This is a genomic window from Arthrobacter humicola, assembly GCF_039531445.1.
GTDB lineage: Bacteria > Actinomycetota > Actinomycetes > Actinomycetales > Micrococcaceae > Arthrobacter > Arthrobacter humicola.
On the sequence record NZ_BAAAQB010000041.1, the window covers coordinates 446,486 to 463,098 of the forward strand.

Annotated in this window: 13 protein-coding genes; 9 read left to right on the forward strand and 4 right to left on the reverse strand. The window is 64.6% G+C overall.

What is annotated here, in order from left to right; genetic code table 11:
* The first annotated feature begins 57 nt into the window (after window positions 1–57).
* Window positions 58–1,713 (forward strand): glycoside hydrolase family 43 protein, encoded by a 1,656-nt coding sequence (locus tag ABD243_RS18650; protein WP_344367843.1) that lies wholly within the window; start codon window positions 58–60, stop codon window positions 1,711–1,713.
* Between the two features lie 106 nt (window positions 1,714–1,819).
* Here the strand turns inward: ABD243_RS18650 and ABD243_RS18655 are convergent, their stop codons facing one another.
* Entirely contained in the window at window positions 1,820–2,284 is a 465-nt protein-coding gene (locus tag ABD243_RS18655; RefSeq protein WP_344367844.1) for a universal stress protein, read from the reverse strand.
* A gap of 281 nt (window positions 2,285–2,565) precedes the next feature.
* The gene (locus ABD243_RS18660; protein ID WP_344368090.1) at window positions 2,566–5,202 is read right to left on the reverse strand and encodes a helix-turn-helix transcriptional regulator; all 2,637 of its coding nucleotides are present in this window, start codon (window positions 5,200–5,202) and stop codon (window positions 2,566–2,568) included.
* Window positions 5,203–5,355: 153 nt separating this feature from the next.
* Between ABD243_RS18660 and ABD243_RS18665 the strand changes: the two genes are divergently transcribed.
* Window positions 5,356–5,916: a potassium channel family protein gene (locus ABD243_RS18665; protein ID WP_344367845.1), complete on the forward strand. Its 561-nt coding sequence runs from the start codon at window positions 5,356–5,358 to the stop codon at window positions 5,914–5,916.
* A gap of 327 nt (window positions 5,917–6,243) precedes the next feature.
* A complete protein-coding gene (locus ABD243_RS18670; RefSeq protein WP_344367846.1) occupies window positions 6,244–7,797 on the forward strand; it encodes a hypothetical protein in 1,554 nt (517 codons plus the stop codon).
* Window positions 7,798–7,897: 100 nt separating this feature from the next.
* Here the strand turns inward: ABD243_RS18670 and ABD243_RS18675 are convergent, their stop codons facing one another.
* Window positions 7,898–8,728: a class II glutamine amidotransferase gene (locus ABD243_RS18675; protein ID WP_344367847.1), complete on the reverse strand. Its 831-nt coding sequence runs from the start codon at window positions 8,726–8,728 to the stop codon at window positions 7,898–7,900.
* A 295-nt stretch (window positions 8,729–9,023) separates the two neighbouring features.
* Here ABD243_RS18675 and ABD243_RS18680 point away from each other — a divergent pair, with 295 nt between their 5' ends.
* From ABD243_RS18680 to ABD243_RS18695, 4 genes are all read left to right on the forward strand, one after another.
* Window positions 9,024–9,455 carry a hypothetical protein gene (locus tag ABD243_RS18680; protein WP_344367848.1) on the forward strand — a complete coding sequence of 144 codons (432 nt, stop codon included), beginning with the start codon at window positions 9,024–9,026 and terminating at the stop codon, window positions 9,453–9,455.
* 95 nt (window positions 9,456–9,550) lie between these two features.
* The gene (locus ABD243_RS18685) at window positions 9,551–9,937 is read left to right on the forward strand and encodes an SHOCT domain-containing protein (RefSeq protein WP_116765836.1); all 387 of its coding nucleotides are present in this window, start codon (window positions 9,551–9,553) and stop codon (window positions 9,935–9,937) included.
* Window positions 9,938–10,042: 105 nt separating this feature from the next.
* Window positions 10,043–11,197 carry an AI-2E family transporter gene (locus ABD243_RS18690; RefSeq protein WP_116765837.1) on the forward strand — a complete coding sequence of 385 codons (1,155 nt, stop codon included), beginning with the start codon at window positions 10,043–10,045 and terminating at the stop codon, window positions 11,195–11,197.
* 39 nt (window positions 11,198–11,236) lie between these two features.
* On the forward strand, window positions 11,237–11,902 hold the full coding sequence (locus tag ABD243_RS18695; protein WP_344367849.1) for a GAP family protein: 666 nt from the start codon (window positions 11,237–11,239) through the stop codon (window positions 11,900–11,902).
* 21 nt (window positions 11,903–11,923) lie between these two features.
* Here the strand turns inward: ABD243_RS18695 and ABD243_RS18700 are convergent, their stop codons facing one another.
* Window positions 11,924–13,519: an MFS transporter gene (locus ABD243_RS18700; RefSeq protein WP_344367850.1), complete on the reverse strand. Its 1,596-nt coding sequence runs from the start codon at window positions 13,517–13,519 to the stop codon at window positions 11,924–11,926.
* A gap of 386 nt (window positions 13,520–13,905) precedes the next feature.
* Here ABD243_RS18700 and ABD243_RS18705 point away from each other — a divergent pair, with 386 nt between their 5' ends.
* The gene (locus ABD243_RS18705) at window positions 13,906–14,559 is read left to right on the forward strand and encodes a LysE family translocator (RefSeq protein WP_344367851.1); all 654 of its coding nucleotides are present in this window, start codon (window positions 13,906–13,908) and stop codon (window positions 14,557–14,559) included.
* A gap of 161 nt (window positions 14,560–14,720) precedes the next feature.
* A complete protein-coding gene (locus ABD243_RS18710) occupies window positions 14,721–16,589 on the forward strand; it encodes an alkyl/aryl-sulfatase (RefSeq protein WP_344367852.1) in 1,869 nt (622 codons plus the stop codon).
* Window positions 16,590–16,613: the final 24 nt, after the last annotated feature.

The following is a 16,613-nucleotide window of genomic DNA, read 5'->3' on the forward strand; positions in this document are numbered from 1 at the left end:
TGCGGCGCACGCCAGGCGGTCCCTAGCGTAGGGACTCCCGGCGATAGGAATCCGGGTATGAGATATTCAGCGACGGACGGAGCAGCGGTGGTTGGCAGTGAAGTCGGGACGGGCCAGCCGAGGACCTCCTCGGGTGCCGCCGCCCCCGTCATTCCCGGATTCTTTCCGGATCCGACGATCTGCCGCGTGGGTGGGGACTACTTCCTGGCCACCTCAAGCTTCGAATATTTTCCAGGGGCACCCATCTTCCACAGCCGGGACCTCGTCACGTGGGACCAGATCGGCAATATCCTCACACGTCGGAGCCAGTTCGCCGCCGGCGACGGGCGCGCTTCCGGTGGAATCTTCGGATCCACCCTCCGGCATCACAACAACAAATTCTGGTTCGTGACCACCAACATGAGCGATTTCGGCGGCGGCCATCTTTTGATGCACGCCGAAAGTGCGGCCGGCCCGTGGAGCGACCCCGTGCAGATCACGGGGACGTTGGGCATCGACCCTGACATCGCGTGGGACAGCGCCGACAACTGCTACCTTACCTGGGTAGGCTTCGGTCCCGGCGAGAACGAGTCCGGCATTGTCCAGGCCCTGCTGGATCCGCAGACCGGCCGGCTCCTGGAACGCCCCAGAAAGCTCTGGCAGGGAACCGGCCTTGCCTATCCGGAAGGTCCCCACCTGTATCAGGCGGGCGGCTGGTGGTACCTGGTCCTGGCCGAAGGCGGCACGGAACGCGGTCATGCCGTCTCCGTCAGCCGGAGCAAGGCACCGGGCGGCCCCTTCGAACCTCATCCGGACAATCCGGTCTTCAGCCACCGCAGCACCGCAGCCACAGTCCAGAACGTGGGCCACGCCGACCTCGTCGAGACAGTCGACGGCGCCTGGGCGGCAGTCTATCTGGGCGTGCGCCCGCGCGGCAGCGTTCCGGGATACCACGTCCTGGGCCGCGAAACGTTCGTCTCCGGCATCGTGTGGGAACAAGGCTGGCCGCGTTTCGACGAGGACCGCTATCAGGTTCCCGCCAGCGACACCTCGTTCTCCGATGACTTCTCCGGCGACCTTCCCCACATGCGCTGGATTGCACCCGGAACAGACCTCGCCTCGTTCACCGCCAAACTTGCCGCCGGCATACACATCACAGGCGCCGGCACCGCCACAGCGACGGCGCCCCTCATGGCAACCAGGGTGCGCGACTTTGAGTGGAGCGGGCGGGCCACGGTGCACCCCTCTCCGGAGGCGGTGGTGAGGCTCGTGCTCAGGGTGGACGATTCCCACTGGTATGCCGTCGAGGCCGGTCAGCGCCATATACGGGCGGTGGCACGGATCGGAACACTTCATCAGGACATGGGAATCGCGGAGTGGGATCCGTCCGCGGGTCCCCTGCAGCTGGAGATTTCCTGCAACGACGCGCCGTGTGCCGGGCAGCCGGGTAAGAACACCGGCCCCGATGAAGTCTCCCTCGGTTTCCGGCAGGGTGGACGCTCGAGCACCGTTGCCCGGCTGGACGGCCGGTACTTGTCCAGCGAGGTCGCCGGAGGTTTCACCGGGCGTGTCATCGGACTGTCGGTCACTGGAGGCAGCGCCGTCATCGAACAGTTCGACTACAGGCCGCTCGTCCGCGGGCGGCTGGACGATCATGGCAGTCCATGCATCGAAGGAGAGCTGGGAGAAATTCCGGGACACGATCCTCATGCCCCGGATGCAGGCGGGCATTGAAGGCGGCTTCGCCTCGCCGCCCGAAGAGGCTGTCGTCGATCTCTACAAGGTCATGCCCTGGCATCAAACAGCACGGGGCACCCCCGGCGCGGGCTTTCCTCGCCGGTCAACGGGCCTGTGCAGCGGCTTTCGGGCGAACCACCAGCACCGGGCACGGGCAGTGGTTCGCCACCTGGGAGGAGACCGAACCGATGTGCAGGCCCGCGAAACCACCGTGGCCGCGGGCGCCAATCACCACCAGATCGGCTTCCTGCGCCGCCGCCAGTATCGCCGACGCGGCGGAGTCGTTCTGGACGGTCCGCGTCACCACGTTTACGGCGTCCGCGGCCTGCGCGGCCGCCGCGCTGATCTGCTCAGCCTGCTGCTGCGGAGATTCCTCGGCCACGATTTCCCCTGCCGCTGTTTCCAGCAGTGCCGGATACCACGACATCGGTGCTTTATCCCAGACTGTCACTATGCGCAGTTCCGCATCACGGAACTGGCACTCTTCAATGGCCCATTCCAGGGCGGCATGCGATTGTTTCGAGCCGTCAAACCCGACCACAATCACAAAGCGGTCTACATTTGTCATGATTCCAGACTTTCACCGCCGGTTAACGGCGCCTAGAGCCCTCTGGCCCGTCTCGTCAGAGAACTGCTTTCCTTTTGATCTGCTCGCCCCAGTGACGGCAGACTATTCAGTGACGTAGGCCCGAAAGGACTATTCAGTGACGTAACCCCGAAACGCGAACTGCGCTGCAGCGTCGGCCCGACATTCTCTGACAGCTACAACAAGTGTCAAAACCCTCACCCACTCGCAGCCTCATCCAGCCCGGGTGAAATTCCTGACGACCGGACCGCCGGCCCTGGGGTTCAGACGATGCCGCGCTTGGCGGCCGTCTTCAGCGCATCGCGCCGGCTTCCGGCCCCGAGTTTGCGGTAGATTGACCGTTCGTGGGTCTTGACCGTGTTGACCGAAATGTACAGCGCATCGGCAATTTCCGCGGCGGTCATGATAGAACGCATATAGGCAAGAACTTCGCGTTCGCGCTCGGTCAGGTTCCAGTAAGACTGTGTCCGAAGGCGCGTCTCACCCTGTGCGTCGCGTGCCATCAGCGCTGCAATGAAGGACTCATGAGCCGTACCCCAGACAGCGTGTTGCACGAGCAGATCGGCGAGTTCCTCCCGCCGCTCAGCGAATGGCCGCAGGACTGATTCGGGCTCTGCCCGGCGGACTGCATGTTCAAGCCGCTCGTGGGCGGCCGCGGTATCACCCGTCCTGTGGGCCAGGAGCGCCTCGGTCAGGCTTAGGCGCGTGTCGATGTATGAGTTCCCTCGACGATCAGCCAATGACTCTGCACAGTTTTGGGCTGCGGTGAACTCCGTTCCGCGACGCAGCAATTCCGCCAGCAAGGTGTCAGCCAATGCCCCGTGCCCTCCGGCGCCCAGGGGTTGAACCATCTCCAATGCACCGGCGAGGTCGCCCTGGGCTTCGGCAGCCTTCGCCACGGCGACGGAGTACAGGGCATTCCACGACACCGCGTACAGTCCACGTCCGTGAAAGGACTCCAGCGCCGCGCTGGAGTCGGCAAGTCGCGTCAGATCGCCGGTGGCACACTCAACCAGAACCCGATAGATGGCACTGAGCCGTCCGGACGGGTGGAGCTCGCTGCCCAATCGCTGGGCTTTCACAAGACACGTCCGCGCAGCTTTCAGCTCGTCATTCCAATAGCACGCGATGCCGCGTGCCAGCCACGCCGGCGCTATCCGTTCGTGCGAACTCCAGCCCAGCGCGTCTGCCCGCCCTAGCGCCGTTGTTGCCAGTTTCTCGGCGCTCATCAGGTCACCGGCTGCTGCGAACGCCAACGCGAGGTCCGCCTGGGCCCCGATTTCTATCGCGTCGAGCTGCTCCGCGCTGCTGGCACCTCCGGCCGTTTGGAGCAAGGCGATAGCGAATTCGCCGCTGCGGTGCAGCCGGAACTCGGCCTGGGCCAGTAAGAAGAGTCCCGTCGGGCCGGCGGCCGAACGTCCACCGTCCGGAATGTCTTTGGCCGGCCGGCCACCATCCGCCAGGGTGGCGCGCAGATCCGGTCGTCCGCCGTCGGGCAACGGCTCAAAAAGGGCACGGCAACTGTCCAGCCGCCGCCGGCGAATTGCATCCAGGACGTAGGTCCTGGACAGTGCCCGTTGGGCGAGTTCAGATGCGGCGGTGGCGTCGCCGGAGATGGCACGGCAGACCGATCTGATCATCAGGATTTCGGGATCCTCGCTCCACGGAGTCGGGAGTTCACGGCATAGCCGTTCGAGGGTTTGGGCGTCATTTCCCAGCACGAACTCGAGCCAGTGCGCGCCGAGCGACATGACCGCCTGCCGGGGAGCGCGCCCTTGCAGCGCCTGGGCCACGCACGCGACGACGTCGGCGTCCTGGTAGTGCCGCGCCGCCACGCGGTGCAGGCGCTCGGCAAGGAGGGGGTCGCGCCGCTCCAGTAGTCGGCGGCACTGCGCCGCGAAGAGGGCGTGCCAGCGGTACGCCGATTCGCCGCCGGGGTAATCATGCTCCTCGATGAAGAGACCGTTGCGGAGGCATTCTTCAAGCAGAACGCCGCCGTGGGGACGGCCGTAGAGTTCGACGGCGAGGCGTCGGTCCAACCAGTCGCACGTGGTGGCCCTCAGGATGAATTCGGCCAGGGGCGCTTCAAGCTGGTCGAGGATCTCTTCCGCGACATAATCGGCGAGGGGTATGTGCGTGGGCGTGGCGGCCGGCGGGCTGAGCGCCACGTTGCGGGACTGCGCCAAAGAGACAAGGCTGGCGTGGACGGCGACCGGCCAGCCGGCAGTCGCTTTCCAGAGCGATCCGGCGTCAAACGGCGCATCTTGTCCTAGGGAACGCGCAAACTGGGCAACTTCCTCCCGCGTGAAGGCAAGTTCGGCGGCGCGCAGTTCACCGAGGCCTTCTCCATATCGGAATCTTTCCAGCTGGATGGCGGTATGGCCCCGCCCCGAGAGGACCAGCCGCAATGAGGGGGGTGCCGACGCGGCAAGAACCCCGACAATTCCGTTCGCCAGGCCCGACCCGGCCAAGTGGACGTCGTCGATCACCAGGACGATCGGCTCGGTGAGGTGCTCGAGGGCTCCGAGGAGAAGATCGTAGGAGGCGGTCCGGTCATGGGCCTGGCCCAGGTCAAGAGCCAGCAGGGCGTCGTTGCCAGGCAATGGCATCTTGCTGGCCGCCGATTGGATCGCTCCAACGACGCCGTGAAACAGCCGTGCGGGCTCGGTATCGAACCGGTCGAGCGACAGCCAGGCGCACGGCAGATCGCAGTTGCGGACCCAGTCGCCCAGGAACGTCGATTTGCCATAGCCGGCTGGGGCTGCGACGAGAGTCAGGCGGTGAGAATCGGCGGCCGCGGACAACGCGTTTTCCAGACGTGGACGCTCCAACGCTCCGAGACCGCGCAGAGGCGGTCGGATTTTGAACTGCGGGCCAGGCACCCATCCCGCATTTTGCATGTCTCCCACGTTTCACATGCTAGGCGGGCCCAAATGGGCCCCAACAGGGCGCAAAGACCCCTTGTGGGTTTCCCCGGGGGCGCGGCTTTAGGCCGATCAGCACCGCCCAAGTGCGGCCCGGCACGTATTGTGCGGGCGGGGGTATCATCAGTCATGGCGTCGAAGCACGGCGGCCAGACGGACCCGGTTTTCCTCCACGACCTCGATAAGGCCAGTCGGAGGAAGGTGATTATTTCCGCGGTAGCGCGTCTGGTCGCATTTACGGTAGTGGTCCTCACGCTCTACTTTGTTTTTCCTGTCAGCGGCTTCAACGGCGATAATCCCGCGGCCGCGTGGATTCGGCTTGCTGCAATCGTGGTGGTCTTTTTGGCGACGCTGATCCTCCAATTGCGGATGATCCTCACCGCGCATATCCCCCAGGTCCGGGCGGCCGTGGCCGTTGTCGAATCCGTTCTGATGTTCCTGTGCCTCTTCGCGTTGCTCTACACGTCCATGTCGACAACTGACCCTTTGTCCTTTAGCGAACCCCTAAATAGAACTGACGCCCTGTACTTCACCACTTCCACGTTTGCCACCGTCGGGTTCGGCGACATAACTCCGACGACTGAACTGGCGCGGGCGGTGGTATCGGTGCAAATGATTGCTGATCTGGGCGCTCTGCTATTAATCGCGAAAGTCGCCTTCTTCGCGGCCGGCCGACGCTTGGGCCGCTGACTTATTTTCGCCGGCGTCATCACCCGGAAGGGATGATGCCGGGACGTTGGGCTGACATTCTGCAGGACATACGCGCGGGATCTGATGCAGCAGCCGGCGCCCTGCCGTTGCGGCTACGCCTGGTCCGGCTCGCCGGTCACCATGACGATCCACCGGCCGCCCGGCAACTAAAGGCGGCCAACCTCCGTACGGAGTGACAGATCACCCTGTGTGGGTGGGGATGGGCCAGCGCGCGGAGCGGACAATCAAAATTGTCACGAGTGCCCAACCGTGGCCGGCTGTGACAACGGGCCGGCGCGACGAGTTGCTATAGAGGCGGAGCCCGTCATGTCCCTCCACGATCAGTCCCCGAGCCCCAGCAGCCCGGAACAGGAAGAAATACTGCGGCTCCGGGCGGAGGTCGCCCGGTTGCAGCGCGAGCGGGACGACGCCAGGACGGCTCCCCCCAAGCCTTCCCGAACGCATCCTGGGCTGGCCCGACGGATCGTGGCCATAGTACTGGTGGTCCTTACTGCCGTGTTGGCCATCGGCGCGGTACCGGCCCTTTACCTGCGCAGCGAAGTCCTCGATACCGATCACTATGTGGCCACCGTGGCACCGTTAGCCTCGGACCCCGCGATCCAGGCAGAGATCGCCGACAAGGTGACCCAACAGATCACCGACGCGGTGGACATCCAGGCCATCACCCGGGATGCCCTGAACGAACTCAGCAAGACGGCGCCGCGTGTGGCCGCGGTGGTCACCGGGCTGGCTCCGGTGATTGCGGAGCAGACCAAGAACCTCATCCATACCGCCGTCTCCAAGTTCGTGGCCACTCCGCAGTTTCAGGATCTTTGGATACAGGTGAACCGGGTGGCGCATCAGAGTCTGGTGAACCTGGCCACGGGGAACACAGGCGGCACCGTCAGCATTGACCAGAACGGGACGGTGACGATTTCCACCAAGGAGATCATTGCCCGGGTCAAGACCCTCCTGGTCCAGCAGGGGGTCGGCATCGCCGAGCGGATACCGGAGGTTGACGCGCGGATCGCACTGTTCCAGTCGCCTGAACTGGTCCGGGCCACCACGGCGATCAGGACGCTGGATCAGACGGCCCCCATACTGGCGTGGCTGACGGTCATCAGCGCCGTGGGTGCAATCGCGGTGGCCCCGCGCGGCCGGAGGCGCAGCACTACCAGCGGCGTCGGTTTGGCCGTCGCCGTGGCCATGGCGTTGCTGGCGCTGGGACTTGTTATCGGGCGGAGCATCCTGCTGAACTCAATTCCGCCGGACACCGTCTCCCCGGCGGCGGCTCAAAGCCTGGTCGAAACACTTCTGGTGCCTCTGCGGACCAGTGTTCGTTTGGTCTTCGCCGTGGGGCTCCTGATTGCATTGGCAGCCTTCCTGACCGGCCACTCGCGGCCCGCGGAGTTTGTCCGGCACGGTCTGGCGACCGCGGGAGACTACATCAACGGGAAAGTCGGCGCCGACCAGGTCAGGCCTTGGCAGCTCTGGCTGGCTCGTTACCGGCGGATCCTGGACTCGGTCATCATCGGAATAGCGGTGCTGGTGCTGATCTTCTGGCAGGACCCGACGGCGGCTGTCGCCATCTGGACGGCGGTATTTGCCGTCCTGGCGGTTCTTCTGGTTGAGCTGCTGTGCCGCCCCGCAGTTGCTCCGGGCGCCGAAGCCGTCGTCGGAACGGGCGCCGCATCCGTCGGCTTCGGCGCCGGAGCCGCGCCCGCCCCTCAGCCCGTCAGTGGATCAGGTGCCGCAACCACTAGCTCCGGTGCCGAGCCAGCACCCGGCCCCGCCAGTGGATCGGTGACTGCGGGTGGTCCCCCTGAAAAGTTGAATCCCACCCTTCCGATCCCCAGGAAGACTGACTCACCCGAGGACTGACGTCTGGTGAGGAACGTACGCGTGACGGGTGCGCGGCCCTGCGTGGCCCGGCGGGGCCAACCGCTTGCTGATCCTGGCAGGGGGCAGGCAGGGAGCCGACTCAGGCGGCTGCGGGCGAGAACGGGAGCAGGTCTTCCCCGCCGCCATGGACCACGACGCACGTTGACTCAGGGACTTCCCGCCACGCTCCGACCAAATCCCCCAGCGGCTCGGAGACCACCAGGCGCGCGTCGTCGGCGAGTGCGTGGAGCATCGGGTTGTCCGGGTACTGAGTGCGGAGCGTCGAGACGTCGGTGCTGTGGAACAGCGACCGTGACCGGCCTTCGCTCGAGTAGCGGAAGGCCCACGTGGTGTCGCCGTCGGTGGTAGCCACCGTCATCTGAATCGGGTGCTCAATGCCGTGGCGCCGGCCGACGTCTTCAATGAGCCCCACCGCGGCAGCGACGGCCGAAGGCGGGTCCTTCTCCAGGCCGAAGGTGAGCGCCAGGAAGAAGAACAGCTCCGAGTCCGTGGCTCCCTCGATCTGCGGAAAGAGCGAGGGCTCGACGGCAATGGCGAGGTCTCGTTTCACGGCCGGAAAGTCCTTGAGGAGCCCGTTGTGCATCCACAGCCAGCGGCCGTGGCGGAACGGATGGCAGTTCGTCTGCTGGACCGCCGAGCCGGTGGAGGCCCGGATGTGCGCGAAGACCCGGCCTGCTGATGCCTGGGCGGACAGTTCGCGAAGGTTACGGTCGTGCCAGGCCGGCTCTGTACTGTGAAACAACCCGGGATACGGCTCTGAGCCGTACCAGCCGACGCCGAAGCCGTCCCCGTTGGTGGTTTCGACTCCCATGCGTGCGTGTTTGCTCTGCATCACGAGCGAGTTGGCGGGTTTGTACAGAAGCTCCTCAAGCCTCACTGGTGAACCCGAATACGCTAGCCAACGGCACATGGCATCCTCCCTCTGGTGTGGACAGCAGTCCATCACGGGACCACGGCCGGCACATCATCACCCTGGGGTGATTCGGCGTCGCAGGCGTCGCCGCCACAAGCGGAGGGCCCTGCGTAACACGCCAGCCGGGACCTCCGAACGTAGGGAAGTTGCGACGACGCAGGCGGCCTCAGGATCACCCCCGGCGGGTGAGGCGCCTACGCTGCCCGAAGCCAACACTGGTGATACCTGCCAGTGCTTGCGCTGCCAGGCGCGAGTCTATGGAGAGTGGAACCTACGGAGAGAGGGGCCTCCAATGTCGAGACCACCATCAGTCGCCGCGCGAATCATCGTCCTGGCGGCAGCCCTCGGCTTGCTCGCCGGCTGCAGCACCACCAGCCCCAGCACTACCCCGACGCCAACCGTTTCACCGGTGTGCGCCGCCTCCGCGGCCTACTCCACAGCCCTGACGAACTTCAAGGACACGCTCAAGAGAGGCTCCACGCTGGAGCAGATCCGGTCGGCGCGGGACGAGGTCGTAAAGACTTTCGACGATCTGGTCACGGCCGCCGGGGACGTCGCCAAGGACCGGGTGGATGCCGTCAAAGCTGCTGAAGACAAATTTACTTCCGCAGTGAAGGCCGTTCCCGATAGCGCCACCCTGAATCAGGCCGTGAACTCGCTCCGGGATGAAGCTGCCAACGTGCAGGCGGCCGTCAGCGACCTCACGAATGAGGTCAAATGCTAGGCCCGGCCGGCAGGGTTATCTGCGCTCACGTCTATATCCCCCACTCACGGCCGCGTTCCCGCCAACGCCGCACCAATTGAAAGCAAGGAAGCCAAATGAACTTCTTCGAGAACTTTTGGAGTATTTTCTGGTGGTTGTTCTGCGTCTATGCGATTTTCGCTTTCCTGTGGGCGCTGTTCATGGTGATCGGCGACCTCTTCCGTGACCACGAGCTCAGTGGCTGGTGGAAGGCCGTATGGATCGTCTTCCTTGCCTTCGTACCGTTCCTGTCCCTGCTGGTGTACATGATTGCGCGCGGCAAGGGAATGACGGAGCGGTCAATGGCACAGGCCCGCAAGAGCCAGGAGGCAACTGATGCGTACATACGCCAGGTCGCCGCAGCGAGCCCGAGTGAAGAGATCGCCAAAGCCAAGGCGCTCATGGACGCGGGAACCATCAGTGCGGCCGAGTTCGAGCGGATCAAGAGCAAAGTAGTCGCCTGACGCAGAGGGGGGATCCCTATCTGCCGGGGAGCAAGCCACAATGAACTCACTACTCATCACGCCCCCTCGCCTAAACTAGGCCCAGGCTGAACCAAGGAGGGCTCAATGGAGCCGGCATCATCGGAATCCGACCCACGTCCAGCCCTCCCCCGCACCGTCACCATATTGCTCGCCCTGGCTGGCGCGGCTGTGGTGGCGTTCGGCCTTGGCGCGATGAGGGGAATCGTCACCCCGGTATTCTTTGCGTTCGTGCTCACTTTGTGTGTTCATCCCATTCGCCGCTGGATGCAGGCTCGGGGAATTTCCCGGGGCATAGCCACGGGAACCACGATTGCCGCCGTCTTCGGGTTGCTGATCGCTTTCGCCGCAATCCTCATTGCCTCCCTCGCCCAGTTCTCCGCGCTGCTGCCGCAATACGCTCCCCAGGTGGCCCAGCTCGGCGCTTCCCTCGCCGCGACGCTGGAGTCTGTAGGTTTCGGACCGGAGCAAGTCCAGGAAGTCCTCAACGGTTTCACTCCGGGCCGCATCATCGGATTCCTCGGCGGCCTACTGGGGAACATAGCGAGCCTGGTGGGCAGCCTCGTGATCATCCTGACGATGCTCATTCTCATGGCGGTCGACGGCTCGCGCGTACCCGCCATCCTGACCCATTTGACCTACCACCGGCCGGCAGTGGTCTCCGCCTTCATCGGTTTCGGAACCGGCGTGCGCCGCTATATGGTCGCCACTACGGTCCTCGGGATCGCCCAGGGCCTGTTCAACTGGCTGGTCCTAGTCATCCTGCAGGTCCCCGGAGCCCTGCTCTGGGGTCTGCTGTCTTTCATCTGCAGCTTCATCCCCAACATTGGCTACTTCATCGCGATCGTCCCGCCGCTGTTCTTTGGATTCCTCACCGGTGGCTGGCCGACCGTTGTGGCCATCATCATCATCTATGGCGGGATCAACAGCGTGATCCAGTCCATCATTCAGCCGAAGTACGTGGGCAACGCAGTGTCGCTGAGCGAGACCCTGACGTTTGTCTCAGTCCTTTTCTGGGCCGTGGTCCTGGGCCCTGTCGGCGCCATCCTCGCCGTCCCTCTGACCCTCTTTGCTCGCGCCATCCTGCTCGATTCGGACCCGTCCATCTCATGGTGGCGGCCATTGACGGGCGACAAGAAAGACGTGGCACTGCTACTCAAACAAGAAGACGAGGCGATCCGTGCCCGGCGTGGACGGCCGCGGCCAGGCCGCCCTGACGCCGGCAACGCACCGAAGGCATGACGTGCCGTCAGGGTGTCTCCCGGGGCAGGTGACAGCCACATGTTGAGCACCCTCACCAGCCTGGTGCTCTTCGCCATCGCGGGAGCGATGAGCACTGTGCCCATAAGCGTCACGATCATGATTCTGCTATCCCCGGATCCCCGCCGAGGAGCCCTGCCGTTCCTGATCGGCAGCCTCTCAGGATCAATCGTGGTGGTGGGACTTTCAGCCGTCGGGCTGCAACTATGGCCCGGCAGGCCCCGCCTAAATCAGGACGAATGGCTGGCTCAGGTTGGCTTTGTGATCGGCGCCGTTCTGCTTGGCTACTCCGTGTACCTCTTCGCGAGCAAGAGCAACCGGGACAACGCCATGCTGGGCAAAATGAAGTCGAGGTTCCACTCCGCCCATCCCTGGGAATTCGTCGTCCTGGGCCTGGGCATGAACCTGCGGCCCAAGGCACTCCTGCTCGCCGTCACCGCCGGCGCCCTGATCGGCGTGCGCGAGCTGCCTACCCTGCAGGGAAGCGTGCTCATCATCGCCTACGCCGTTGTGACCCAGTCAGCCGTCGTCGTTCCAGTCGTGGTTTGGCTGCAGTCCCCGGAGCGTGCGCAAGTACCTCTCACCGCCCTCTACGACTGGCTCCAGCGCAACGGCCGCAGGATTGCAGCCATCGCAACGCTGGTGATTGGGCTGCTCATCTTCGGCTACAGCCTTTCGCTGCTCTGACTTCTGCTGCCGCCGAGACCCTCAATCCAGGATCGCGCCTTCGCCGGTGCCGGAGGGCTTGGGATCGGGAAGCCGCATCATGCGGAAGGAAATAACGAAGCCCGCGACACTGGCGAAGATCGGAATGAGCAGCCCGATCTGCAGGGCGATCGGTCTGGCCTCCGTGTTGATACGGATGATTTCGGCCTGGATCTCCGCCGGCTGGCCGACGAGGAGCCCCGCGAGCTGGGTGTTGCTGAGGACCTGAGCGTCCTCTTCCAGCGCCTGCGCAACCTGTTGCTGCTCCGCGGGCGGCAGTACCGTGCTCGAGGTCGCCAGGCCCGTGAAGACGGACGCGAGCGATGCCAGCATGATGGCGCCGGCAAACGCGAGTCCGAACGACAGCCCAAACGATCCGGCCGCTGAATTCACGCCCGCGGCCTCGCTGACGCGCTCGTCCGAGATTGGAGACAGGGTGTAATTGTTCAGCTGCGACACCAAAAGGCCAAGTCCGCAACCGGCAATGATGAGGGGAACCAGGAGCCACCAGCCGGAGTCCGCACGCGGCACGACTGGCAGGATTGCGAGCAGCCCAGCCAGGAGGAGAATGAAGCCCCACCGGATAATGCCTGCCGGGCGCCGCTTCCCTGACCGCTTTCCGGCGAGCATTGCTATGCCGAACATGCTGAGCGAGAGCGGTGCAATGGACAAACCGGCCTGCATCGCGTTGTATTCGAGCACCATCTGCAGGTAGATCGGCAGCACGATCATGGTGCCACCGAGGGCGATCTGCTGGAGCATTTGCTGCGTGGCGCCGAGCCGGAAGGCTTTCGACCGGAAGAGTCCCGGGTCCAGCAGCATCGGTTTGTTGCGCCGTTCGCGCCGCAGGAGCCAATAGAACAGCCCGACCAGTCCGGCCGCACCGACGATCAGGAGCGCACCAACAGCTTCGCCGCCCTCCTGCCAGACCAGGATGCCAAGGACAACGCCACCCATACCGACGACGGAAAGGAGCGATCCAACGACGTCGACCTCCCGGGGTCCCGTATACGGCACATCTCTAACGAGCCTAATTCCGGACAAGACGACGGCAATGATCACCGCTTCCAAGAGGAAGGCGACACGCCAGGAGAGAAATGTCGTGATAAACCCGCCGAGCAATGGTCCGACGGCGGCGGCGATCGCCGCCGAGGCGCCCACAAGAGCGTAGACCCGCTTCCGGGCCTCGCCGTCGAAGTTACCGTGGATGAGCGACTGCATGGCGGGGAGCAGGAGCGAAGCGCCAAGGCCGCCGACCACCGCCCAGAAAATGATGATTGCGGTGATGCTCTGGGCCAGCGTCATCGCCACCGCGCCGACGGCGTAACCGCACAGACCCAAGATGTAGGCGCGTTTGCGGCCGATGAGGTCGCCCACTTTGCCGCCGATCAGGATGAAGGCTGCGGACACCAGCGCTTCCAGGGCGATGGCCGCTTGCAGGTCGCTGACCGTGCTGTTGATGTCCTTGACCACTGCGGAGATCGAGACGTTCATGATCGACGTGTCGACGACGAGCACGAACATGGCCATCGCCAGCAACAAGGCGAGCCGCTGGTTGAACTGCACCGGCTGGGCCACGGCGTCGTGGGGAGAACTCATCGCGGGCCACACCCCCGGCTCGCCGCGTCCGGGGTCGTTTCACAACCGGACATGTTGCCTCCTTTAACGATGACGGTGCTGGCGCACCCGTCGTCATGGTCCTGCCGGAACGTGTCCTGCCAGCGGCCATCGTAGTGGGATGTCTATGCCAACCTAGCTTTTCGCCTGCGTGACGGAATCATGCCTTGGGGGTGAGGTGTCGGCTTCGCGGTCCGGGCTCGTCAGGGAAGCACGTCAGTCACACCGGGATGGCCTAAGGTGTAAGACTGCCCGGGCTTTGTTGCCGGACAGATCTTTCCGCCCCATTGAACTACCCGAGCACTGAACAGTCCGATTACTGAACCACCCGAATACTTGAACAACCCGACGCCAGGAGGCAACCCGCGATGGTCGAGCAGTTAACGGCCTTTGTCTTGACCTGTCTCGTCGTCGTACTGGTCCCCGGTCCCGACTTTGCGCTGGTGCTCCGGAATGCGGCCTGCGGCCCTCGCTCGGCAACAGCGGCCGCCGGCGGAATCATGGTTGGCAACACAATTCTTGCCTTGCTGGCAGTGCTCGGTATCACGGCGCTCCTGGGAGCCTCAGAGATTCTTGGGACCGGGATCAAGATCGCCGGGGCCGCGTACCTGCTCTATCTGGGAGCCCGGGCGCTCGCGGAGGCGTTTGCCAGCAACATAAGCCCACCCAGCCGGCCCGGCCGGCCGGCGGCACCGCGGGCCGGCCGCCGGTTTCGCGGGAGTTCGCCGTTCGTACAGGGCATGGTCAGCAACCTGCTCAACCCGAAAGTCGCCGTCTTCTATTTGTCGCTGTTCCCGCAATTCAATTTCGCCCCGCTGCCGTCCCTCGCCCAGCACACCGTGATGGCGGGTATTTTCCTGCTGATCGCCCTGGCCTGGTACGTACTTCTCCTCAGCGGGCTGAAGAAAGTGACTGCATTCCTGGCCCGGCCCCGGACCAAGCGGATCATCGTCGCGGGTTCGGGCGCGGTCCTGGTGGGGGTTGGCGGCACAATCCTGACAAAGACGCTGGCCTCCGCTTAGCCCTACCGCACACATGCACGGGCACGTCTACGCGCCCCGCACAGGCACAGGCACAGGCACAGGTCACGGTCACGGGGTCACCCGAAACGGGTGATGGCCGGCGCTTCGGTGGTATGCCACGATGAACGCCCATGGTCCTTCGGAGGGGATGGCGAAATCCTTTGACCCACAAACCAGCCGAGCGGGCCATCGTGGCCGCTCACCAGAAGCTTTCCGAGACGCTGCCGTTCGCGGACGCATCCGATACCGAGGACTCGGCACGCGGTTTCATCGCGGCCCTGAGTCCCGCAGTGGTCCACGCTGCCGACGGGAGGGTGGTGTGGGACAACGACAAATATTCGTTCCTTAGCGGGGCGGCCCCCACCACCGTGAATCCGAGCCTCTGGCGGCAGTCGGGGCTGGTTGCGAAGCAGGGCCTTTTTGAGGTGGTGGAGGGAATCTACCAGGTCCGCGGCCTCGACCTCTCGAATATCACCTTTGTGGAAGGTGACACCGGGGTCATTGTGATCGATCCACTTATCTCAACCGAGACAGCGGCGGCGGCGCTCAAGCTCTACCGGTCGAACCGGGGTGAGAGGGCTGTTGTCGCCGTCATCTACACGCACAGCCACGTCGACCACTTCGGCGGCGTCTTCGGCGTTGCCACCCAGGAAGATGCCGACGCCGGGGGCATCGCGGTGATCGCCCCGGAGGGCTTTGTGGAGCACGCTGTCTCGGAGAACGTTTACGCCGGCACGGCCATGGGACGCCGGGCCGGCTACATGTACGGCGCCGCGCTCGCGTGCGGCCCGCAGGGCCAGGTCGGAGCCGGCGTCGGCCAAACAACCTCGACGGGCGAAATCGGGCTGATCGTGCCGACGCTTGAGATCAGCGAGACCGGCGAGCGCCATACTGTGGACGGTGTCGAGATCGAATTCCAGATGGCCCCCGGGACGGAGGCCCCGGCGGAAATGCACTTCTACTTCCCCCGGTACCGCGCCCTGTGCATGGCCGAAAATGCGACGCACACGCTGCACAACCTGCTCACCCTCCGCGGGGCGCTGGTCCGCGACCCTCACGTTTGGTCCACATACCTGACGCAGGCGATCAGGATGTTTGGCATCCGGACCGACGTCGTCTTCGCCTCCCATCACTGGCCGACGTGGGGAACGGACAGGATCCTTTCCTACCTCTCAGTCCAGCGCGACCTTTATGCCTACCTCCACGATCAGACGCTGCGGTACATCAACCAGGGGTACACCGGGGCCGAAATCGCCGAGATCATCGAATTGCCGCCGGCCCTAGCGAACGCGTGGCATGCCCGGGGCTACTACGGTTCGGTCAGTCACAATGTGAAAGCCATCTACCAGCGCTACATGGGGTGGTTCGACGGAAACCCGGCCAGGCTCTGGCCGCACCCTCCCGCGGAGCTCGCCGCCCGCTACGTGGACGCGATGGGCGGCCTGGATCACGTCGTGAGCACCGCGCGGGCTGCCTTTGAGTCCGGTGACTTCCGTTGGGCAGCCACGTTGCTCGACCACGCGATTTTCGTCGACGCCGGCCACGCCGCGGCGCGGGAACTGTATGCGGACACGCTGGAACAGCTCGGTTACGGCGCCGAGAACGGAACGTGGCGGAACTTCTTCCTCTCCGGCGCAACGGAGCTCCGGGACGGCAACTTCGGGACACCCACCGCGACGGCGGCACCGGCGATCGTTGCCCAGCTCACCCCCGAGCAGCTCTTCGGTTCCCTCGCCATCTCGGTGAACGGCCCCAAAGCCTGGGACCTGGACCTCTCGCTCAATGTCACGTTCACTGAACTCGACGCCGCGTACCATGTCACCCTCCGCAACGGCGTACTGATCAGCGACCGGCTGGCCGGCGAATCTGCCGACGTCGAGATCCGGCTCACGAAGAACAGGCTGCTGGCCCTGCTCGGCGGGGACACCACTTCGGAGGGCATCAGCCTGAGTGGCAGCAGCGCCGTCCTGCCGGCACTGCTGGGGGCACTGGACTCCGGAGACCCGGCGTTCAACATCGTTACCCCATAGCTGGGCAGCTCCGCACAACCGCGC